The sequence below is a fragment of the Aquirufa sp. 5-AUSEE-100C1 genome, assembly GCF_054558655.1.
This window is the reverse complement of record NZ_JBPXKO010000002.1, coordinates 648,431-667,066: the sequence shown is the minus strand read 5'-3', so window position 1 is coordinate 667,066 and position 18,636 is coordinate 648,431. Positions and strand designations below refer to the sequence as shown.

The following is an 18,636-nucleotide window of genomic DNA, read 5'->3' as shown; positions in this document are numbered from 1 at the left end:
CGTAACCGCTTAATACTAAATATCGTGATGCAATGCTTCTGGTAAGAATGGGTGATTCTTTGCCACTAAAGATGCTTTCGTTAATTCGCCTGAGATCACATAAATGAAAGCCGACGCAAATACCGTTACCATCCCGAACTCAACCAAGCCATATCCTCCATGTTTTCCTAACACACCTGGCATAATCATCTGATAGAAATCAATGTAATGTCCAGCAATGATTAAGAAAGCAGCGATTTTTAGGAAAATACGCGTTCTCTTGGCATCACGTGTCATAAGAACTAAGAAGGGTAGCAAGAAGTTTAGAATAACCATCAAAATTTCTGATGATTTGTAAATTTTATTGTGACCTTCCCAACGCTCCAAGAAATAGATGGTTTCTTCTGGCAAGTTTGCATAGTAGATCAACAAGAATTGTTCGAACCATACGTATGTCCAGAAGATGGAGAATGCAAACATAAACTTACCCAAATCGTGCAAGTGATTGTCATTTACGTAAGCCATTAATCCTTTATCTTTCAAGTAAAGAATCGCTAATACGATCACAGCATAGGTAGTTACATGCCAAGATGAGAACATATACCAACCGAACATGGTTGAGAACCAGTGCGTATCAATAGACATCACCCAGTCCCAAGCAAAGATGGAACTTGAAGCTCCAAATACAACGATAAACGCCGTACCAATTTTCACCATTTGAGTGAATAAATCTGTTCCGCCTACTAAATCTTCTTCCAAAGATTTCTTACGTAGCATGTTCCAAAGGATAATCCAAAGTGCACCAAAGCCAACTAAACGGATCAAGAAGAAGTTCTTGTTCAAATAGCCTGATTTTCCAGCAATGATTTTGTCATAGTTTTCACTTCCTACTTCTGTGACACCGTGGTGCATCCAGTGGAAGATAACATCTCCCTTAAAGAAGAATACCAAAATTAAGATAGGTAATGAGATGTATAAGAATTTTGGGAATGCTTCAGGAACACGCTTCATAACCGCTGACCATCCTGATTTTGTTAAGTATTGTAAGGACACAAAGAACATACCTACGACAGCAATACCCGTAAAGAATACGGCATTTAACCATACATTAGCCCAGATACGGTTGGTCCAATCATAGTGTTCTTCGGCACCTGCCTGGTGTGAAACAGCGCCCCCAGAAAGGTGTTCACCTGCTGCTTCATGTCCTGCCTTAACTGCATCGTGTCCTGCATTCGCTACTTCGTGTCCGCCAGCTTCTCCCTTTGACAAAAGGTAAATACCGAGCGCTAAAGCTGCTAAACCAGCGATGAAAGCATAAATAATACGTTTTTTGCCTTCAGCACTGAATTCAAAATTCTCTTCAACGTTTGCTGGGGAAAAATGTGAATGTCCCGCCATCTTGATCTCTATTTAATTTTAATTGATTGAATTATTGTTTTTGTAGTTCGTGTACGTAAAGCACGATTTTCCAACGGTTTTCAGATGAAATCTGTGAACCATGTGGCCACATTCTTCCTTTTCCGTGGGTGATGACGTGGTAAATATGCCCGTCATTCAACGTCTTTAGGGCATCACTTGAATAAACAGGTACCCCTTTGTATGCTTTAGCTACTAAACCATCTCCTTTACCTGTCTCACCATGGCAATGTTGGCAAAAACGCTCATATTGAGCCTTACCTGCCTCAATGTTTTCAGGCGTTGCAGCAATGGGATTGTATAATGATTTTTCAGAATAGGAAATGCTGTCATTCGGAATTGTTTTAGAGATCATTTCTTGTGCAAGAAATGCCTGCTTCAAACTATCTGATCCCGTGTAACGCTTGCGTGCCACTGTACCTTTTACCGGTAAACGCATATTCATGCCCAGTGGATTGATGGTATTGCTGTCACCCTGAATCTGAGACATTGGCTCATATCCTACGGAGTGATACATGTTTGGCGCAAATTCTGTTCCCGTATCATTAGGATCTGTACCACATGACATTAGGCCTGCTACTACACCAGCTAATAAAACGAATTTAATTCTTGGATTAAACATCTTGTTATGCTTCTTCGTGAACAATTGTTCTTGTTAATTATTTAGTATTTACTTCTATCGCGCCAGAATCTTTCAAGGCTTTCTTGATGTCAGCTGCACTCACTTTGTTTTTGTCTACGTTAATTGCCATGACAAATTTGTCATCCGTGATACGCAAGTCAAGCGGTTCCGCTTTATTACCTGGATATAAATTGTTTGATGCGCAAAAAGTAGTTACTAAACCAAAGGCTGTAAATAATACCGTACCTTCAAATGTTACCGGAATCCAGTTTGGCAGGGCAAAGAAATCTTTACCACCAATGATCATCGGCCAATCGAAAACCATGGTGTAGCTGATCAATGCCAAAGCACAAATCATACCTAATGATCCAAACATGAACGCTGCGATCGGAAGACGCGTACGAGCGTGTCCTACTGCCACGTCTAAACCGTGAATCGGGAATGGAGTGTACACATCTTCGATTTTGATGCCTTTCGCTTTTACCGCAGAAACCGCGTGTAAAACCTCATCTTCATCGTCATATACGCCCAAAATGTAGTTAGTTGTCGAACTCATATTCTTTTAATTTCGAATTGCTTAATAATTATTCTTCGTCTGATTTTTTTGCGGCTTTCACTTTCTTCGCTGGGAAGTTTGATGAAACGCCTTTCATTACCGATTTCACCTCAGCCATATTTACCACCGGTAAGAATTTAGCGAATAAGAAGAATAAGGTAAAGAATAAACCAAATGAGAAAATGTAATCACCAATATCATACATTGTTGGAGAGAACATTGCCCATGATGATGGCAAGTAATCACGGTGCAATGAGGTTACGATAATTACGAAACGCTCAAACCACATACCTACGTTTACCACGATCGATAAGAAGAATGATACCAATAAGTTGGTACGAATGGCCTTCGACCAGAATAATTGTGGAGAGATTACGTTACATGTCATCATCATCCAATAAGCCCACCAGTATGGACCCGTTGCACGGTTGATGAATGCATAGCTCTCATATTCCACGCCTGAATACCAAGCGATAAAGAACTCAGTTAAGTAAGCGATACCTACAACCGAACCTGTTACCGTCACAACGATGTTCATCATTTCAATATGTTCGATTGTGATGTAGTCCTCTAATTTGAATACCACACGTGTAATCAACAACAAGGTTTGCACCATGGCAAATCCAGAGAAGATCGCACCCGCCACGAAGTATGGAGGGAAAATTGTGGTGTGCCATCCAGGAATAACGGATGTAGCAAAGTCCATGGATACAATGGTGTGTACCGAAAGTACCAATGGCGTAGAGATACCTGCTAAGATTAGGGACATGTACTCATAACGTGCCCAAGTCTTCGAAGATCCTGTCCAGCCTAAGCTGAATAAACCATACCAGAATTTACGTCCTTTGCTGGTTGCACGGTCACGAATCGTTGCCAAATCTGGCACAAGACCCATATACCAGAACAATAGAGATACGGATAAATAAGTTGAGATGGCAAATACGTCCCAAACCAAGGGTGAGTTAAAGTTTACCCACAATGAACCAAATGTATTGGGTAATGGTAAAGCCCAGTGTGCTAACCATGGACGACCCATGTGCGCCAAGATAAATGACGCTGCACAAAGTACCGCGAAAATGGTCATCGCCTCCGCAGAACGGTTGATGGATGTTCTCCATTTTTGACGGAATAATAATAATACAGCAGAGATCAAGGTACCCGCGTGACCGATACCAACCCACCATACGAAGTTGGTGATATCCCAAGCCCAACCTACCGTTTTATTTAATCCCCAAACGCCAATACCTTGCCACCAAGTGTAGAATAGGCAATAAGCACCATAAATGAATACAAGTGCCGAGATACCGAATGCAATTTTCCATTCTTTCGTAGGCTCTCCCTCTACTTGTTTACAGATATCGTGGGTAACATCGGAATAAGATTTTCCACCAGTAACTAGTTTCTCTCTTATGGGTGATACAACGTGCGACATATTTTTATTTACTGTTTTACGATTAAAAAATTATGCTTTTTTAGCATCCTTGTTACGAACTTTCTTCAAGTAAGAAATATTTGGCTTCACGTTAATTTCTTCAATTACGTGGTAAGCACGTCCTTCTTTCTCAGTCAATAACAACTTAGAGATTTCAGATGCTGGATCATTCATATCTCCAAATGTAATTGCATTCGTAGGGCAAGATTGTGCACAAGCTACTTGAATTTCGCCATCTACTGGACGACGCTTCTCTTTCTTCGCTGCCAATTTACCCTCTTGGATACGTTGAACGCACATTGAACATTTTTCCATTACCCCACGTGAACGAACCGTTACATCTGGGTTAATCACCATACGACCTAAATCGTTGTTGAAGTGGAAATCAAAATCATCTGTCTGGAAGTAACGGAACCAGTTGAAACGACGAACTTTGTATGGACAGTTATTTGCGCAATAACGTGTACCGATACAACGGTTGTACGTCATTTGGTTCAAACCTTCTGTAGAGTGTGTTGTGGCTAATACCGGACAAACTGTCTCACATGGAGCATTGTTACAGTGCTGGCACAACATCGGTTGGAACACAACCTCTGGATTGTCAGACGCAATTTCTAAGCCTTTCAAATCTTCTACTTCCGCATCGGATGAGTAATAACGGTCGATACGCATCCAGTGCATCTCGCGACGGTTAATTACCTCTTGACGGCCTACAACGGGTACGTTGTTTTCTGCATTACATGAGATTACACAAGCAGAACATCCCGTACAAGTATTCAAGTCGATCACCATACCCCAAGCGTGGTTGTTGTATTCGTGACCATTCCAAAGTGTTAAATCCGTTGCATCTTTTTCTCCATCAGACGTTTTCACGCGAGGAGTGAAGCTTCCTGCTTTCGCATCTTTCGCAAACTCAGCTAAAACAGTCTCTTGAACAACCGCTTGACGTGCCATCACCGTTTGGTGAGTTTGTGTCTGCGCGATGTCCTTCGTTTCGCCTGTTGCTGTTACGCTAACGCCTTGTGTACATGTTCCTACACAAGCTCCGTTGATTTCAGAGATAAATGGATAAGCATTTACACCTACTCCATCGGCTGATTTACCTGCCTTTGTACGACCATAACCGATGGCAATGGCAACTGTGCCTTGCGCTTGTCCTGGTTGAACTAATACCGGTAAAGTAACCTCATATCCTTTGGCGCTTACTTTAACTAAGTCACCTTGTTTTAATTTTAATTCCGTGGCTGTTGGTTGCGAGATGGCCGCATAATTGTCCCAACAAGCTTTTGAAACGGGCTCAGGGAATTCTTGCAACCAAGGGTTGTTTGCTTGAGATCCTGTACCGATACCCACTTTCTCATATACGGCAATTTCTAAACCTGTTGAAGAAGCTGAATATGCTTTTCCAATAGCTGTTGCAGCCGCATTGATGTCTACTGATGGGCTAGCGGAAGAAATGCTACCTGCGTTGGGTTCAAATACACCATTGTGTAGTGCGTTGTTCCAAGCTACTTTTCCTCCTTTTAAGATGTTGCTCTCCCAGTTGCTTTCTAAGTAAGTTGCAAAATCAGCCGATAAGCCTGCCCAAGTCAAGAAACTTGATTGTGCTTGACGCGTTTTGAAGATCGTAGAAATAGTTGGTTGAGTCAATGAATAGAAACCTGCTTTTGGCTCTGCATCATTCCATGATTCTAAGAAGTGCGAATCCGGTGCGATGAATTGACATAAAGATGCTGTTTCATCAGCACGCTCATTGGTTGCCAAGCTCAACTCTACTTTTGGTAGAGCCGCTGCTAAGGCAGCACCCATTGGGTGATTGTAAACCGGGTTAGCGTTGTAGAAAATGACTGCAGCAACTTTTCCTGCACCTGCTTCTTTGATAAAGTTAGCCATTGCCATGTCATTACCTTGACGGTAATTCACAGGGATAGCAGTATTTAAGGTTGTGCCATAAGCGCCTACTAAAGCGTTTGTAGCCGCAACGATTTTTTGAACTTCTGGATCATTTGAACCAGCGACGATGATGGAAGCACCTTTGGATGCCACTAAGTCTTTCGCTGCTTTATCTAAATGGTCAATTTTAACGGAAGCGCCTGCAACGGATGCTGCACCGGTCAACTTAGCTACTGCGTTGTATAAAGCGATAGCTACTAAACCTTCTTGTGACGGCTTGTAGGTAGCGCGGTAATCAGCATTTGCTCCTGTATTTGATAAAATTGTTTCGAACTGATAGTGACGAGACATGTCTTTCTTGCCACCTTTTTCAGAACTTACGCGACGAGTGATCGCCCATTGTGCTGCAAATTCAGTTGGCGCAATCCATGATCCTAAGAAATCGGCTCCTAAGGAAACGATTGTCTTTGCTTTGCTGAAATCAATGCTTGGGATGATACCTCCATGTGCTGCGGATAAACCGTAAGCTGGATTCGCATCGTAAGTAATATGTTGTGTTGTTGGATATTTCGAAGCGAAATCAGCAATAACCTTCTTCGTTGTTGGCGAAAGAATCGTATTCGATACGATACGAATTTGACCACCCTTCGCAGCTACTGCGGCTAATTTTGCCGTGAACTCGGAATCCAATTGCTTCCAATCTGTCGATTTTCCGCCAATTTGTGGTCCTTTTAATTTTTCGTTGTCATATAGACTCAAAACAGATGCATGTGCACGACCTGAAAGTGTTCCTTTGGATACCGAAGACATTTTATTTCCTTCAATCTTAATCGGACGACCTTCACGAGTCTTTACTAAGATTGACGCATAGTCACCACCGTCCGTGTAAGTGGACGCGTACCAGTTGGCAATCGTAGGCTCAACATCCTCTGGCTTGTTCAAGTAAGGAATGGTGTTTTTAACGGGTGCTTCACAGGCTGCTAATGAAACAGCAGCAACACCGAAGCCCAACATCTTTAAAAAGTCACGACGATGAGTTCCAGATCCATCTACTAGGGCTTCGCCTTTCGCATCATTTTCTGAGGGCATGTTGCCAAACTCATTGTGGATATTTTTTACAAACGATGGCTCATTGGTTAACTCCTCAATCCCTTTCCAATACCTCTTGTTCGAATTTTCCATATAATCTTTCTTATTCAGACTAATTTTGAATCTATTGTAATATGATTAATAGTGACACTTAGAACACTCTAAGCCACCGATGTTTTGCACTTTAAGGGGTGTTTTGCTATCCTTGTTATGGATCTCCACCAATTTGTCATAGTATGCGTTGCCTTTCGCGTTTACATCTGTCTCGCGGTGGCAATCAATACACCATCCCATGGTTAACGAAGAACGCTGCTCAACAACCTCCATCTTTTCGATTTCGCCGTGGCAGTTTTTACACTCTAAGCCACCCACATTTGTATGTTGTGAGTGATTGAAGTAAGCCAAATCAGGCAAATTATGAACACGTACCCATTGGATAGGCTCGTTTTTTTCAATGGCGCTGTAGATCTTTTGAATTTCAGGTGACTCACGCTTGATAGCGTTGTGGCAGTTCATACAAATGTTCGCTGATGGAACGTTTGCCCCTTTGCCTTCATAAACACCTGTATGGCAATAGTTACAATTGATTTGGTATTGGCCTGCGTGTAATTTGTGTGAAAATTTGATGGGTTGCTCTGGTGCGTATCCTTGGTGAATACCAACGCCGTATGCCGCATCGATCGTTGCTTTGCCACCTAATAATAAAGCTAACACTAAAATCCCTGTCTTTACTGCTGAATTTGCCGCCAATGCTTTCATGTTGGCCGAAACACGCTGCATAAACGGGTTATCTTCCGAAACTTCTCCAGATGTCAATTTTCCAAGTGTACTAACAATAGATAATAGCGCGATTAATACCAATACCATGATTATTAATAGACCTACTAATAAGATTTCCAACATGCCGCCTGAGCTTTGAGCTGCTGGCGCTGCTGCACCACCTTCTGCCGGTGCTGCACCTGCTGCTGGAGCCGCTGGAGCTGCATTGGCTGCATCTACATAAGCAACGATGCTTTTAATTTGAGCTTCTGAGAAATTAGGATAAGGAGTCATCGCAGCCTTGTTAAACTTATTGTATAAGTCGTTGGCATACTTGTCTCCTGAAGCGATTACTGCTTGTGGATTGTGAACCCATTTAACGATCCATTCGATTGGACGTCTTTCGCTAATTCCCTTTAAACCAGGGCCTACCAGTACCTCGTCTGAGGTATTGTGACATGCCGCACAGTTGTTTTTGAATAGGGTTTCGCCTTCTGCTGCATCTTGAGCGAATGTTGCACTCACGCTAGCTAGGAGTATCACAAAGGATAAAATGGTTTTAACGAGGGTTAATTTCTTGCAAAACATCATGTTGGTTTTCACATTTTAATTCAGTGCGCAAAACTACATTCCGAATTTTTAGGAAACAATTTATTGGAGAATCAATTTTAGGATTTTTTAAGGTTTTTCTAATTATTTAGAATCTTTCAAAATAAGCCCAAACTGAAAGTGTAATTTTTTTAGAGAGAGTTGTACAAAATGGAGTTAAACAAAAAAACCTTCCATTCGGAAGGTTTTTGGAGGTTTCGAGCGGATTCGAACCGCTGTAGAAGGTTTTGCAGACCTCTGCCTAGCCACTCGGCCACGAAACCAATTAATCGGGATGCAAAAATAGCTTTTTTTTAGAAAGCAGCAAAGGGAAAGGTGAAAAAAGTCAGTAGTCAGTGGGCAGTAGTCAGTGGGTAGTAGTCAGTGGGTAGTAGTCAGTGGGCAGTCACTAGTCCGCAGTCCGAAGACTACTATCCTAACTCTTAACTCTTAGCTCTTAACTCCTACCTCTAACCTAAGGTAAACACCGTTATCTCCGGCGGCATTCCCACGCGTCCTGGATATCCCAAATATCCAAAGCCTCTATTCACATATAGTTGCTGGCCATTCTCTTCGTATAATCCAGCCCATTGTTTATAAACATACTTAGCGGGTGACCACTTTTCAAAGCCCGGAATCTTAACCCCAAATTGGGCCCCATGTGTGTGGCCCGCGAAGGCCATATCAATATCCTTGAATTTCGAATTTTTGGTTACCTCTGCATTCCAGTGCGTCGGGTCGTGTGACAACAAGAGTTTCGTGGAGGCATTCTCTGTGCCTTCGTAGGCTTTCGATAGATTGCCATACCAAGGGAACCGACCGATGCCAATGTTTTGTACGCCGATGATTGCCAAATTTTCGCCCGACTCCGTAATGATGTGATTCTCATCCATCATCAGGTTCCAACCCATCAACTCATGAGCCTTCATTAAATCCTTTAAGTTCTGCTTTTTCGCCTCCGGACTCTTCCATTTAACATAATCACCGTAATCGTGATTGCCCAATGTACTGAAAACCCCATAAGGAGCCTTGATTTTTGAAAACATCTTGAAATAATCCTCCACCTCTTTGGATTCATTATTCACCAAATCCCCCGTGAAAAATACTAGATCTGTTTTTTCGCGCATCAGCATTTCCACACCACCCTGAACAGCCGTTTTATTAAAGAAACTACCTGTATGAATATCGGATATCTGCGCAATTCGCATGCCCCTGAATTCTTTAGGAAGCTTAGGGATTTTTAAACTCACTTTCTCGATGCGGTAATCATGCGCACCGGAAAGGATTCCAAATGCGAACGTGGCAGCAGGAACGGCTCCTACCGCGAGGGCGGCTTGGGATAAAAATTCATGCCGACTGATCGCGCTCGGATCCTTTTTGCGGATTTTATTTGTTCCCCAACGGAAGAATCGGGTGATGTCTTCCAATAGTAAGAAGAGAATCGTAAAGAGCTTACTAAATACGGATATCATCACCAAAGCCATGAAGGTGATTCGGAATTCATTTTTCCAGGCATGCAAGGGTAGGGCATTGTAGGAAATAATTCCGAGGATAATAAATGCCGTAAAGCCCCAATAGATTATGGCCGTTGTATTACGCGTACTTTCTTTTGATTTCTGAAATGCCGTTTTGACCGCCATCCAGACATAATAGTCCAATGCTATTATAATTAGGCTAATCATAGGCACAAAAAACATTTTATTCATGGCTTATAAACTATCTTTGTTTTGCATTTGTTCCAAAGGTGCATAAAATTATGAAAAAGAAAGTAAGTATTTACGGAGGCGGTTGGGTAGGTGCACCATTGGCATTTAAACTAGCTTTAGCGGATTACGAGGTTCAGGTTTCAGCCTCACAAGTGCACCAACAAGCCAAGCACCCAAATATTCATGTCGTTGATTTTCGTGCGAATGATGAGACTACAGAAGGTGATTGGGCGCAATTGAATCAAGCACCGATCCAAATTTGGTCTATTCCTCCTCGTAGAAAGAAGAATTCAGAAGAACAATATCTACGCATCGTTCAGGATTGGGTAGATGGATTGGATCCTCAAAAAGTGGAGAAGATAATTTTTCTTTCTTCCACATCTGTCTATGCCAATGTTTCAGCGATTGTCGACGAAACAGCTGAAATCAATATAAATTCATTAATGGCACAAACCGAAGCAATTATTTCTTCTTCACCTGTCTCTTCAATCATTTTGCGTTTGGGAGGATTAATGGGCGGAGATCGTTTTGTAGCCAAATATTTTTCCGGCAAACGAAATGACGGAGCGAATTGCCCCGTAAATTATGTACACAAAGATGATGTGGTGAATTTAATCGCATTAGCTTGCGAGAAAATTCACTCGGGCATCTATAATATTGTGGCTCCTGAACACCCTACCAAACAGGATGTGGGGATGAATGATTGTGAAAAACGTGGGATGAACCCGGGATATTGGGACTCAAGCCAACCTTGCCTGGGAGGTAAAATAGTTTCCGGAGATAAGATTGTCGAGGAATTGAGCTATGAGTTCAAATGGCCTGATCCCATGGAATTTTAATTCATCTTGTAGAGACGCGATACTTCGCGTCTTTTTTTTTGTAAGTATAGACGCGATACCTCGCGTCTATTTTTTTTGTATGTAGAGACGCGATACTTCGTGTCTATTTTTTTTGGATGTAGAGACGCGATACCTCGCGTCTATTTTTTTTGGATGTAGAGACGCGATACCTCGCGTCTATTGTCATTTATTAAGACGCGAAGTATCGCGTCTCTACATTTTTAACTCATTAACCGCTAACCAAGCCATTAAGCCCGGCCCGATGGCTAATGCATCTTCGTCGATATCGAAGTTTGGCGTATGAACCCCATTGGTGATTCCTTTGGCCTCATTTCGAATCCCTAAACGGTAGAAGCAGGCGTCTACGTGATGTGTGTAAAAAGCAAAGTCTTCGCCCGCCATCCATAAATCCAGATCAACGACATTGTCCTCTCCCATGTAGGCGATCGCGGCTGTTTTGGCTTTGCGTGTTAATTCAGGATCGTTTTGTAAGAATGGGTAGCCTTTTAATACGTCAAAAATAGCCTCACCTCCCATTGCCTCCGCGATTCCCTCGGCGAGTTTTTTCATTTTGGCCAGGCCTTCCGCTCTCCAGGTTTCATCCATTGCACGGAAAGTCCCCGCAATATTTACCTCGTCCGGAATCACATTCGTTGCTCCCAAACCCTCGATCTTTCCAAATGTCAAAACCGACGGAAACTTCGGATTCTTATTACGAGAAATGATTTGTTGCATCGCTACAATGATGTGTGAAGCAATGACAATGGGATCAATGCAGGCGTCCGGCATCGCACCGTGACCTCCCTTCCCGATTACCTTGATGTATAACTCATCCGTACTCGCCATGTACATGCCCTCACGGAATCCTATCTTTCCCACAGGTACATTCGTTGCAACATGTTGGCCAAATATGCTAATCGGTTTCGGATTCTCTAAAACACCTTCTTTAATCATAATGCTCGCACCACCCGGAGCCTTCTCCTCAGCCGGTTGGAAAATCAATTTAATCGTCCCCTCAAAATCATCCTTTACCTGCTGCAGTATGTGTGCTGTACCTAATAAGGAAGAAGTATGTACATCATGTCCACAGGCATGCATCACGCCCGGAATCGTTGATTTATAGGGAACATCATTCGTTTCGGTAATCGGCAAGGCATCCATGTCGGCACGAAGTGCCACCACTTTTTTGCCCGGATTTTTCCCTTCGATGATCCCAACAACACCCGTATTCGCCAAACGGCTATTTGGAATTCCCCAGGCATTCAACTGTTTTTCCACATAGGCTTGCGTCGCCGTCTCCTGAAAGGAAAGCTCAGGATGCATGTGCAAATGATGGCGGTTGGCTACCGTCTCTTCCGCAATCGAATTCGACAATGCTTTAATTTTTTCTAACAGAGATGCCATGGACAAATTGTAATTTTTGGTAAATCTACAAAAAAGGCCTTAAAATGCCGTTTTTATCTCAAGAATGCCCTCTGATTTTTTATGGCAAGTCCTTGTTTTTCAGATGATTATTTTTGTGTAACTTTAAAGCATGTGATGGATTTGCGCCGGGATTACCTTATAAAATTGGATGTCTATGAGTCAGAAAGTTTTAGTCCTTAACCAAGATTACAGTGCCCTAACGATTTGTTCCATGCCGAAGGCGTTTTTGTTGGTCTACCTCAACAAGGCCGAACTCATCGCCGAATCAAGTACCGAACGACTGCATTCCATCTCTCAGTCCTTTCCTTTCCCTTCCGTCATTCGCCTCAATCGATATGTTTATTTCCCATACAAAGGAGTGGTTTTGACGCGTCAAAACATCTTTAAACGGGATGGCAATCGTTGTCAATATTGTGGCTCTCCAGACCATCTGACCCTTGATCATGTGATTCCAAAGTCCCGCCAAGGCCGAACTTCCTGGGACAACTTGACGACGGCCTGCAAATATTGCAATGCCAAAAAAGGACATAAAACGCCTGAGGAGGCGGGGATGGTTTTAACTCGCCGACCGTTCAAACCGTCTTTCGTTATGTTTTTGCGAAATTTTTCCGGAATTTTGGATAATCAATGGATTCCCTTTGTGGGGGCAAAACACGAAAAAATTCAAGAATGATTAAGATTTCATTTATTGGTGCGGGTAACGTGGCATGGCATTTATCGCAAGCCCTAGAAAATGCAGGAAATAGTGTTCAGGAAGTGTTCAGTCGGGACCCCGAAAAGGCCCGCGATGTAGTTAGTTACCTGTACAATGCTCGCGTTCAAGAACATCTGGATTTTTCGGAATCGAGCTCCACCGTTTTTTTCGTTTGCGTTCCGGAATCCGCTTATCCGCAAGTTTTACCCGAATTACTATTGCCCAAATATGCCACGCTTATTTTGGTTGCAGGTACCGTCTCCTTGACGGAAGCCATGATTCAATATGATCCATTGCGGGAGAGTACCAATCAGGTGGGGATATTTTTTCCTGTTCAACATCTACAGGCCGAACGGAAAATCAGTCTTTCGAATGTACCAATTTGTTTGGAAAGCTTGGTCGAAGAAACCGAAGCGACTCTCGTGCACTTGGCAAAAGACATTACCAAAATGATCTACTTGGTTAATGGGGAGGAGCGCAAGAAAATTCACTTGGCCATGCTCATGGCAGGTTTATTTACCCAACAACTTTGGTTGCAGGCGCAAACTCTTTTGGAATCCATCGAATTAGACAAAAGCTTGATTCAAGGAGTCGTCCAAAACTATGTTCAAGCGTTTTTTGCTAACCAGACCTTGCATGCCGATCAAGATATTGCGAAACTGAATGATTCGCGGGTGGTGTTTGACCAACAAGCTTTTATGCCTCGCGTGGAGATGCAGGAGATTTACAAGAATATGTTGGCGCTCATCAAAAGCAATTCTATTTAATCAGCGGTTTATCCATGTCGATGATCACTTGCTTCTTACTAAAGCCAATAATCGTTACTTGCCCGCTTAGATTAGGATACATGTAATACAGACTATCACCCGATTTATTCTTTTGAATGCTGGATGGGATTTCTTGTTTTTGGGCAATTCCATATTCCATCGCGTACAGCATTTCGATGATTTTAGTATCCTTAATTTGCGATTTCAGACGCGTTATATCACCGTTCAAAATCCGGACTTTGTTTTTGGTCGCAAGACTGTCGGCAGAGACTCCTGACTTTAATTGCTTTTCAATTCCTTTTCCCCAGACATCGACTTGATTGACAACATCTTGTGGGAGAACCCGCTTTACTTGCCTTTCACGCATCTCTTTGACGGCAGCGGTGGTATCAATGCGTTTCGAGAAATCGCAAGAATAAAGGGAAAGAGCTAAGAATAAAAGCAAGTATTTTTTCATATCATCCAATTGAAAGGACAAAGGTATTCAAATGCTGTCAAGGGCAATGAATTTAATTGCTATCTTTGCGGAGATTTTTTTAACCCCCATTAGACATGCTGGAGCAGCTAGAAGCCATCCGAGAACGATTTATCGAAGTAGAACAACAAATTGCGATGCCGGAAATCGTTTCCGACTTGAAGAAATTCAAGACCTTGAGTAAGGAATACAAAGACTTACAAAAGATTGTTGACCAATATGTTGCCTACCAAAACCTTTTGCAATCCATCGAGGAGGCAAAGACGGTTATCGCGACGGAAAAGGACGAAGATTTTCGTGACATGGCCAAGGCGGAGTTAGAAGAATTGGTTCCGGCAGAAAAGGAAATTCAGGAGGTTTTAAAGGAGATGTTGATTCCGAAAGATCCGAACGATTCCAAAGATTGTATCCTTGAAATTCGCGGGGGTACTGGGGGAGATGAAGCATCTATTTTCGCAGGGGATTTATTCCGTATGTACCAGCGTTTTGCGGAAAAGCAAGGTTGGACATTTCAGATTATGGATTATACGGAAGGGACTGCCGGTGGTTACAAAGAGATGATTGTTTCCGTTCAGGGAGAGGATGTTTATGCCAAATTGAAATTTGAATCAGGCGTTCACCGCGTTCAACGGGTTCCTGCCACCGAATCAGCTGGACGTATTCATACTTCCGCGGCTACGGTTGCCGTGATGCCAGAGGCGGATGAGGTCGATGTGCAGATCAATATGAATGATATCCGCAAGGATACCTTCTGTTCATCAGGCGCCGGTGGTCAGTCGGTAAATACCACCTACTCCGCCGTTCGTGTGACACACATTCCATCTGGATTAGTTGTGCAATGTCAGGACGAGCGTTCCCAAATCAAGAACTTTGAGAAAGCAATGACGGTATTACGCTCTCGTCTATATGAAATTGAATTAGCGAAGCGCAATGCGGAAATTGCGGGAAGTCGGAAATCCATGGTCGGTTCCGGTGACCGTTCCGATAAAATTCGTACGTATAATTATCCACAAGGTCGTGTGACAGATCACCGCATTGGATTGACGGTGTATAATTTACCTACGGTAATGGATGGGGAGATTGGCGAGTTTATCGAACAATTACGAATTGCAGAAAATGCGGAAAGACTGACGGAAGGGGCAGTGTAATTTAAAGAATCGTAGAGACGCGATACTTCGCGTCTCTACATTTTATTAGACGCGAGGTATCGCGTCTCTGCATTTTATTAGACGCGAGGTATCGCGTCTCTACATTTGGATTGGTATCGCGTCTCTACACTACGCTTTCTCCAATTTAAACTCAAATCTCGTCCCTTTATCCACCTCGGATTGCACGGAGATTTTGCTGTTATGTGCTTGAACAATGTGTTTGACAATCGAAAGGCCGAGGCCGGTTCCACCGGAGTTTTTGGCCCGACTTTTATCGATGCGGTAGAAGCGCTCGAATATACGATGTAAATGTTCTTCGGGGATTCCAGGGCCATTGTCTACGACCGAGATCGTATAGACCTTTTTCTTCTCGGTGACGATTACTTGAACCAGGCCTTTTTCTTTTCCATATTTAATGCCATTGACGACCAAATTTAGGATTACCTGCGAAATTCGTTGGGCGTCCGCTTTGACTTGGATGCTGCCAGTCGGGGCAATCAATTTTAACTTAACATTTCTTTTTTTCGCCTTGCCCTCGACCTGTTCGAAAATTTCCTCGACCAGCGGCCGAAGGTCTAATTTCTTTTTTTCGATTTTGATGGCACCCGTTTCAATTTGAGAAACGGTCAATAAATCTTGAACTAAATTGTCAAGCCCATCCAAACTCTTGGCCGCCTTCTCCAAAAATTTCATTCGGATTTCGAGGTCTTCTTCTGGATTGTCCAAGAGCGTGTGTACAAATCCTTGTGCCGCAAAAATAGGGGTCTTTAATTCATGGGATACATCCGCCAAAAACTCTTGTCGGTATTTCGCTGCTTTCTTCAAGTCCTGAACTTCCCCCTCTTTGGTCGCCACGTAGGTATTCAACTCCTTTTTTAAGAGCTCAATGGGGTTTTCTTTTTCAACTAATTGTTTCCTTGGGGTGACGCTGAAATCCTTTTTCTTAATCTGCTTGATTCGGTCATATAAAGAGTTAACCTCCTGAAAAACCAAGTAATCCAATGCGAAATAAATGAGGATTCCCCCGAAGATAAAACAGGTCAAAAATCCGATGGTCATGGTGACCACATCCGAAGTAGGAATGAAAGACAAGAAGGCCGTTGTCACGATGGCAATGACCAATGCTAGGACGACGGAAAGATATCTCGGCTGTAACATGCCTAAAATTACGGATAAAATTTTAAAATGTTGTACCTTTACGCTTTGAATAGAACTTATGGAATTAAATCTGCTTACCGCGATCTCCCCAGTGGACGGTCGCTACCGTCGCCAAACCCAATCCCTCGCACCTTATTTTTCCGAGTTTGGGTTAATCCAATACCGCGTTCGTGTTGAAATCGAATATTTCATTGCGCTTTGCGAGATTCCCTTGGCGCCATTGGCAAGTTTTCCTAAAGAACATTTTTCTGCTTTACGTGCGATGTACACTAACTTCACCGAGGCGGATGCGCAATGGATCAAGGAGACGGAAAAGGTAACTAATCACGACGTAAAAGCCGTTGAATATTTCATCAAAGATCGGATGTTGGCCCTCCCAGGTGATTTAACTCCTTTTGTTGAGTTCATTCACTTTGGTCTTACTTCTCAAGATATTAACAATACCGCGATTCCTTTGTCATTGGCGGAGGCGCATCGCGATGTGATTTTACCGGCTTACCAAGCAGTGGTCGCAACATTGGATGCCTATGCAACGGAATGGAAAGAGATTCCTTTGTTGGCCCATACGCATGGCCAGCCTGCTTCTCCGACTCGCCTTGGCAAGGAAATTAAGGTATTCGTTGAGCGGTTGAATCGCCAATTGGACCTTTTGGCGCAGGTGCCATTTACCGGAAAATTCGGTGGAGCGACGGGTAATTTCAATGCGCATCAGGTTTCATTTCCTGGTGTTAATTGGCCGGAATTTGCAGCTAAATTGCATCAGAATTTAGGGATTACGCGGTCGAAATACACGACTCAAATTGAGCACTATGATAATTTAGCGGCCTATTTTGATGGCTTGAAGCGTTTGGATACGATCTTGATCGACTTGTCGCGCGATATTTGGCAATACATCTCGATGGGTTATTTCAAGCAAAAAATTAAGGCAGGTGAAATTGGTTCGTCGGCGATGCCGCACAAGGTAAACCCGATCGACTTTGAAAACGCGGAAGGAAATTTAGCCATGGCCAATGCCTTCTTTGAATTTTTGTCGGCCAAATTGCCTATTTCTCGCTTACAGCGTGACTTGACGGATTCGACCGTTTTGCGGAATGTGGGAACGCCTTTGGCACATGTCGTGATTTCCTTGAATTCCTTGCAACGGGGCTTGGGTAAATTGGAGTTGAATAATAGCAAGATCCAACAAGACTTAGAAGACAACTGGGTAGTGATTGCGGAGGCGATTCAAACCGTATTGCGTCGTGAAGCTTTCCCGAAACCTTATGAGGCCTTGAAAGATTTAACGCGTCATCACGGTAAAATCGACCAAACCGTCTTCCATCATTTTATTGATGGCTTGGCTGTTTCGGATGCCATTAAGGCGGAATTGAAATTAATCAGTCCATTTAACTTCGTCGGCCGCGACGAAAACTAAAATTCGAACTCGAAGTTAAGAACTAAGAGTTAAGAATTTAGAAGTAAAATTTTTGACCAAAAGAAGCATAAGAATTCTTCGGACTTCGGACTAGCGACTAGTGACTTAAAGATATGCCCCACCACCTCATGCACATTGCCCTTGTGGTAGCCGATTACGATGAAGCGATCGCTTGGTATACTGAAAAGCTCGGTTTTACCTTAATCGAGGATACGCGTTTGAGCGATGTGAAACGTTGGGTTTTGGTACAGCCGTCTGGCGAGGGATCTTGTCAATTGTTGCTGGCCAAAGCTGCTACGGATGAGCAAAAGTCACGTGTGGGGAATCAAACCGGAGGGCGTGTCTTCTTGTTTTTACACACGGATGATTTCGAAAAAGATCATCAAAATTTGTTGAAGCACGACATCAAAATTGTTCGCGGACCGGTGGTAGAAGAATATGGTAAAGTGCTCGTATTCGAGGATTTATATGGAAATTTGTGGGATTTAATCGGTTAAAATTTTGAATTAACAGATTTCAGTTTACATTTGCATCAAATAAAACGACAATGACAAAAGCAACATACAACAAAAACTGGTGGCAAGGCTAATATATCCTTGAACAGTTTTGCTGTGTGTACATGATATGTTTACGAAAGGCTTGCTGTTCCAGTAAGCCTTTTTTTAATTTTGTCCCT

Annotated in this window: 16 protein-coding genes and 1 tRNA gene; 6 read left to right on the top strand and 11 right to left on the bottom strand. The window is 42.9% G+C overall.

Annotation, left to right across the window (positions count from 1 at the left end; genetic code table 11):
• Positions 1–15: 15 nt before the first annotated feature.
• From ACMH5P_RS06795 to ACMH5P_RS06760, 8 genes are all read right to left on the bottom strand, one after another.
• Entirely contained in the window at positions 16–1,377 is a 1,362-nt protein-coding gene (locus tag ACMH5P_RS06795) for a quinol:cytochrome C oxidoreductase (protein WP_459493590.1), read from the bottom strand.
• Positions 1,378–1,408: 31 nt separating this feature from the next.
• Positions 1,409–2,017, bottom strand: coding sequence for a c-type cytochrome (locus ACMH5P_RS06790; protein ID WP_459493589.1), 609 nt, complete (start codon positions 2,015–2,017; stop codon positions 1,409–1,411).
• Between the two features lie 37 nt (positions 2,018–2,054).
• Positions 2,055–2,573, bottom strand: a complete 519-nt coding sequence (locus ACMH5P_RS06785) for a DUF3341 domain-containing protein (protein WP_459493588.1) — start codon at positions 2,571–2,573, stop codon at positions 2,055–2,057.
• Positions 2,574–2,601: 28 nt separating this feature from the next.
• Entirely contained in the window at positions 2,602–4,005 is a 1,404-nt protein-coding gene (gene nrfD / locus ACMH5P_RS06780) for an NrfD/PsrC family molybdoenzyme membrane anchor subunit (protein ID WP_459493587.1), read from the bottom strand.
• 30 nt (positions 4,006–4,035) lie between these two features.
• Positions 4,036–7,080, bottom strand: a complete 3,045-nt coding sequence (locus tag ACMH5P_RS06775) for a TAT-variant-translocated molybdopterin oxidoreductase (protein ID WP_459493586.1) — start codon at positions 7,078–7,080, stop codon at positions 4,036–4,038.
• 45 nt (positions 7,081–7,125) lie between these two features.
• Entirely contained in the window at positions 7,126–8,334 is a 1,209-nt protein-coding gene (locus ACMH5P_RS06770) for a cytochrome c3 family protein (RefSeq protein ID WP_459493620.1), read from the bottom strand.
• Between the two features lie 210 nt (positions 8,335–8,544).
• A tRNA-Cys gene (locus ACMH5P_RS06765) sits at positions 8,545–8,618 on the bottom strand.
• Positions 8,619–8,804: 186 nt separating this feature from the next.
• Positions 8,805–10,040, bottom strand: a complete 1,236-nt coding sequence (locus tag ACMH5P_RS06760; protein ID WP_459493585.1) for a metallophosphoesterase — start codon at positions 10,038–10,040, stop codon at positions 8,805–8,807.
• A 50-nt stretch (positions 10,041–10,090) separates the two neighbouring features.
• Here ACMH5P_RS06760 and ACMH5P_RS06755 point away from each other — a divergent pair, with 50 nt between their 5' ends.
• Positions 10,091–10,879 (top strand): Rossmann-fold NAD(P)-binding domain-containing protein, encoded by a 789-nt coding sequence (locus ACMH5P_RS06755; protein ID WP_459493584.1) that lies wholly within the window; start codon positions 10,091–10,093, stop codon positions 10,877–10,879.
• 213 nt (positions 10,880–11,092) lie between these two features.
• Here ACMH5P_RS06755 and ACMH5P_RS06750 read toward each other — a convergent pair whose 3' ends face one another.
• Complete coding sequence (locus tag ACMH5P_RS06750) at positions 11,093–12,283, bottom strand: M20 metallopeptidase family protein (RefSeq protein ID WP_459493583.1); 1,191 nt, start codon at positions 12,281–12,283, stop codon at positions 11,093–11,095.
• Between the two features lie 175 nt (positions 12,284–12,458).
• Here ACMH5P_RS06750 and ACMH5P_RS06745 point away from each other — a divergent pair, with 175 nt between their 5' ends.
• Positions 12,459–12,977 carry an HNH endonuclease gene (locus ACMH5P_RS06745; RefSeq protein ID WP_459493582.1) on the top strand — a complete coding sequence of 173 codons (519 nt, stop codon included), beginning with the start codon at positions 12,459–12,461 and terminating at the stop codon, positions 12,975–12,977.
• On the top strand, positions 12,974–13,765 hold the full coding sequence (locus ACMH5P_RS06740; protein ID WP_459493581.1) for a DUF2520 domain-containing protein: 792 nt from the start codon (positions 12,974–12,976) through the stop codon (positions 13,763–13,765). The genes ACMH5P_RS06745 and ACMH5P_RS06740 overlap by 4 nt, the downstream gene beginning before the upstream one ends.
• Here the strand turns inward: ACMH5P_RS06740 and ACMH5P_RS06735 are convergent.
• Positions 13,758–14,222 carry a hypothetical protein gene (locus tag ACMH5P_RS06735; RefSeq protein ID WP_459493580.1) on the bottom strand — a complete coding sequence of 155 codons (465 nt, stop codon included), beginning with the start codon at positions 14,220–14,222 and terminating at the stop codon, positions 13,758–13,760. The genes ACMH5P_RS06740 and ACMH5P_RS06735 overlap by 8 nt on opposite strands.
• Before the next feature lie 95 nt (positions 14,223–14,317).
• Here ACMH5P_RS06735 and prfA point away from each other — a divergent pair, with 95 nt between their 5' ends.
• Entirely contained in the window at positions 14,318–15,388 is a 1,071-nt protein-coding gene (gene prfA, locus ACMH5P_RS06730) for a peptide chain release factor 1 (protein ID WP_459493579.1), read from the top strand.
• A 129-nt stretch (positions 15,389–15,517) separates the two neighbouring features.
• Here prfA and ACMH5P_RS06725 read toward each other — a convergent pair whose 3' ends face one another.
• On the bottom strand, positions 15,518–16,546 hold the full coding sequence (locus ACMH5P_RS06725; RefSeq protein WP_459493578.1) for a sensor histidine kinase: 1,029 nt from the start codon (positions 16,544–16,546) through the stop codon (positions 15,518–15,520).
• 58 nt (positions 16,547–16,604) lie between these two features.
• Here ACMH5P_RS06725 and purB point away from each other — a divergent pair, with 58 nt between their 5' ends.
• Both purB and ACMH5P_RS06715 read left to right on the top strand, forming a co-directional pair.
• The gene (purB, locus tag ACMH5P_RS06720; RefSeq protein ID WP_459493577.1) at positions 16,605–17,960 is read left to right on the top strand and encodes an adenylosuccinate lyase; all 1,356 of its coding nucleotides are present in this window, start codon (positions 16,605–16,607) and stop codon (positions 17,958–17,960) included.
• A gap of 113 nt (positions 17,961–18,073) precedes the next feature.
• Complete coding sequence (locus ACMH5P_RS06715; RefSeq protein ID WP_459493576.1) at positions 18,074–18,457, top strand: VOC family protein; 384 nt, start codon at positions 18,074–18,076, stop codon at positions 18,455–18,457.
• Positions 18,458–18,636 lie beyond the last annotated feature (179 nt).